Here is a 1879-nt window from a genome sequence, read left to right on the forward strand (position 1 = left end):
TCTGCGGGGTCTCGCCGGCACGCTGTTCCCGCTGGCGTCTCGCATCTATGCTTTTGATGCTTGGCCAAGACACTGGTCTATTGATTTGAAGATGGAGCAAAATCGTATACTTTCTTTTCCTGTAAAAAAGGTGCCTCACTGTCAACTGCGACTGGTGAGACACCTTTTTGCTTGCCATTTAATTAAGTTCTTTTTTGATTTCCTCGATCGCTGAATTGAGCTGACGGTCATGTTTCTGATTTTTAATCGCGTTCAAGGTTGCTTGCTGCAGCGCATCGGCCGTTTTCTGGTCGATTTCTCCGCTTTCCGGCAATTTATTTTTTTGTTGGAACGCCTTGAGCGCCTGCTGGGTTTGTTTGCTGAAATACCCATCGGTACGTCCCGGGTTTTGACCTGTTGCCTCGAGCATCTTTTGTGCATTGGCAATCTTTTCATCGGTTTGGTCAATTCGGAAGGTCTTGCCTTTTTTCAAATTAATTGGCGTGACATAGTAGTAATCCGGTTGTTTCACTTCTATGGTCGGCTTAATGCCTTTTTTGTGAATCCAGTTGCTGTCCGGTGTCAGCCATTTGTCTACCGTAAGTTTCAATTCGCTCTTGTCGGTCATCGGGATGCTCTGCTGAACCGTTCCCTTGCCGAACGACTTCACACCGATCAACGGGTAGCCGCCGGCCTCTTTCAGCGCACCGGCAAGAATTTCGGAAGCAGATGCCGATCCGTCGTCAATCAAGGCGGCAATTGGATAACCCTTCTTCTTCTCAAGCGTACTGTAGAACGGCTGCTTCTTTCCTTCTCGGTTTTGAATCTGCACAATCGGTTTCTTCGATGAGATCAGCAAATTGCCGATCTTTTCGACCGCTTGCAGATAACCACCAGGATTGCCGCGCACATCAATGATCAGACCCTGCAACTTTTCATTTTCAAGTTTGTCGAGCGCTTTGCTGAATTCGCCATCGGTATTTTCGTTGAACTGCGTAATTGCAATATAACCGATGGAATTGCTATCTGATTTCAGCATTTTGCTCTCGACGGTGCGGATGGGAATATCGTCGCGCTTGATTGAGAACGTCAAAAGATCGTTTGTTCCGGAACGCTTGATCCCGATCTTGACAACGGTTCCCTTCTTCCCGCGAATCTTATTCACCGCTTGGTTGATGGTCAGTCCTTGTGTCGACTTGCCATTGATCGTCATAATCGCGTCTTTCGGCTTCAGACCGACTTTCTCAGCCGGAGAACCTTTAATCGGTGAGACGACGGTAACTTGTTTGCCGACCATTTGAACTTCGGCACCGATTCCCTGGAATGAAGAGGACAGGGACTGCGTAAAATCCGAAGCAGTCTTAGCATTCATATAACTGGAAAACGGATCGTTAAGCGCGTCGATCATTCCATTAATTGCGCCATCATACAATTCTTGACTGCCGATCTTCTTATAATATTCGTTCGCGATCAGATCGTGGATCGCTTTAAGCTTTGCTGTTTCCTGATCCGGCGCAACCGCACCACCGGCGACAGCAGCCGTTTTTTCCTCGCTTTGATTCTGGACAAAGCGGAACACTGCATAGGAGCCGCCCGCCCCTACGATCAGTGAGATCGCCATCAGCAAAGCGACCACTTTGCCGCTGAACTTTTTCATAAAGAAATGCCTCCTCAATCAACACGGTTTTTCCTTTGGCACAGCTTCTCGGGCATGTGCACTTAATTTTTATCATACCCCAATGCGGTCCACTTGTCTTGGCGAATAAATACACACGACCAATAGGGGAATGAGAAAAACCGGGCAAAAAGCGCCCGGTCCTTACTTCCGCAGGATGCGGTGACTTCCATGTGTGATGGACTCGTGTCTTTTCGGTGCTGAATCGTCGCTTCGGTTGCTCGC

At 48.3% G+C, this 1879-nt stretch carries 3 protein-coding genes; 1 reads left to right on the forward strand and 2 read right to left on the reverse strand.

All coding sequences use genetic code 11. From position 1 onward, the window contains the following. The coding region (locus tag SIN01_RS15290; RefSeq protein ID WP_218027796.1) for a hypothetical protein at window positions 1–214 on the forward strand (214 nt) is incomplete at its 5' end. Here SIN01_RS15290 and SIN01_RS14560 read toward each other — a convergent pair. Together SIN01_RS14560 and SIN01_RS15295 are read right to left on the reverse strand one after the other, a co-directional pair. Beyond that, on the reverse strand, window positions 179–1636 hold the full coding sequence (locus SIN01_RS14560) for a S41 family peptidase (RefSeq protein WP_047034830.1): 1458 nt from the start codon (window positions 1634–1636) through the stop codon (window positions 179–181). The two genes, SIN01_RS15290 and SIN01_RS14560, sit on opposite strands and share 36 nt — an antisense overlap. Before the next feature lie 62 nt (window positions 1637–1698). Then, window positions 1699–1879: hypothetical protein (locus SIN01_RS15295; RefSeq protein WP_218027797.1), on the reverse strand; the 181-nt coding region annotated here is incomplete at its 5' end.

Origin of the sequence: Sporolactobacillus inulinus, from assembly GCF_006539285.1 — a bacterium.
In the GTDB taxonomy this organism is placed as follows: Bacteria; Bacillota; Bacilli; order Bacillales; family Sporolactobacillaceae; genus Sporolactobacillus; species Sporolactobacillus inulinus.

Coding starts and splice junctions, on each gene's coding strand:
- SIN01_RS14560 (WP_047034830.1), bottom strand. CDS start 1,636: ATGAAAAAGTTCAGCGGCAAAGTGGTCGCTTTGCTGATGGCGATCTCA.